The sequence below is a fragment of the Streptococcus sp. W151 genome (genome assembly GCF_053010205.1).
Map to the genome: position 1 here is coordinate 1 of NZ_JBRKNT010000015.1, position 1,376 is coordinate 1,376.

General features: G+C 41.5%; 1 protein-coding gene. It reads left to right on the forward strand.

From position 1 onward, the window contains the following. Nucleotides 1-1,376, forward strand: a 1,376-nt coding sequence (locus tag ACVC7Q_RS09885; RefSeq protein ID WP_447265725.1) for a SpaA isopeptide-forming pilin-related protein, incomplete at both ends; no start/stop codon positions are given.

A 1,376-nucleotide genomic window follows, 5' to 3' on the forward strand; every position in this document is an offset into this window, starting at 1 on the left:
GGTCGTTCTCTAACAGATGGCGAATTCAGCTTTGAATTGTACGAAGGTACAAACAAGCTTCAAACTGTTACAAACAAAAACGGAAAAGTAACATTTGCACCAATTGAGTACACCGAAGAAGGTGAACACACTTACACTGTTAAGGAAGTAGCTGGAAATACCCCAGGTATTACCTATGACAAGACTGATAAACAAGTAACTGTTAAGGTGAAAAAAGATGGCGACAACCTGAAAGCAGATGTGGCTTATCCAGATAATAAAACCTTCTCAAATACTTATACAGCTCCTCAACCAGCAAAAGCTAAAATTTCAGCGAGCAAGATTTTAGAAGGTGCTGAATTGAAGAATGGTGAATTCAATTTCCAATTGTTGGATGAGACCGGAAAAGTTCTTCAAACAAAACAAAATGCTGCAGATGGTACGGTAGCCTTTGATGACCTTTCATATTCATCAGAGGACGCAGGAAAAACCTTCCACTACACGATTAAAGAAGTTATTCCTGAAAGCAAAGCAAAAGGAATGACCTACGATGAAGGAAGTATTGATGCGACTGTAACTGTCACAAAAGATGATGCAAGCAATACACTCAAAGCTTCTGTAGCATATGGTGATAAGAAATCCTTCACTAACAAATTGGTAACCACTTCAATTCCACCAACACCACCAGTTGTTGATAAACCTGAATTGAAACTCTACAACATTCAATTGCACAAAGCTAACGCAGATGGAAATGCTCTTGCAGGTGCTGTATTTGGACTCTTTGAAGCAGATGGTGTGACCCCAGTTGCCAACCCATATGGAGAAGGTCAAGCAACTGCTACTTCAGATGCCAATGGTCTTGTAAGCTTTGTAGGCTTTGCGGCGAAGGACTATGTGGTTAAAGAATTGACTGCTCCGGCAGGATACCAACTTTCAAACGTTTCAATCACTGTTTCTGCGGCAGAGTTAACTGCTGCGACAGATTTGGTAGTTGATAAGGGTAGTGTGGTCAACAAACCATTCACTTCAATTCCACCAACACCACCAGTTGTTGAAAAACCTGAATTGAAACTTTACAATATTCAATTGCATAAGGTGAATCTAGTCGGTCAAGACCTTGCAGGAGCTGTCTTTGGACTCTTTGAAGCAGATGGTGTGACCCCAGTTGCCAACCCATATGGCGAAGGACAAGCGACAGCAACTTCAGATGCCAATGGTCTTGTAAGCTTTGTAGGCTTTGAGGCTAAGGATTATGTTATTAAGGAGTTGACAGCGCCGGCTGGATACCAACTATCAACGGATGTTATTACTGTATCTGCTAGCGAATTAAAAGCTGCACCTAACCTTGTAGTAGATAAGGGGACAGTCGTAAACTACCTAACTCCACCAAACACACC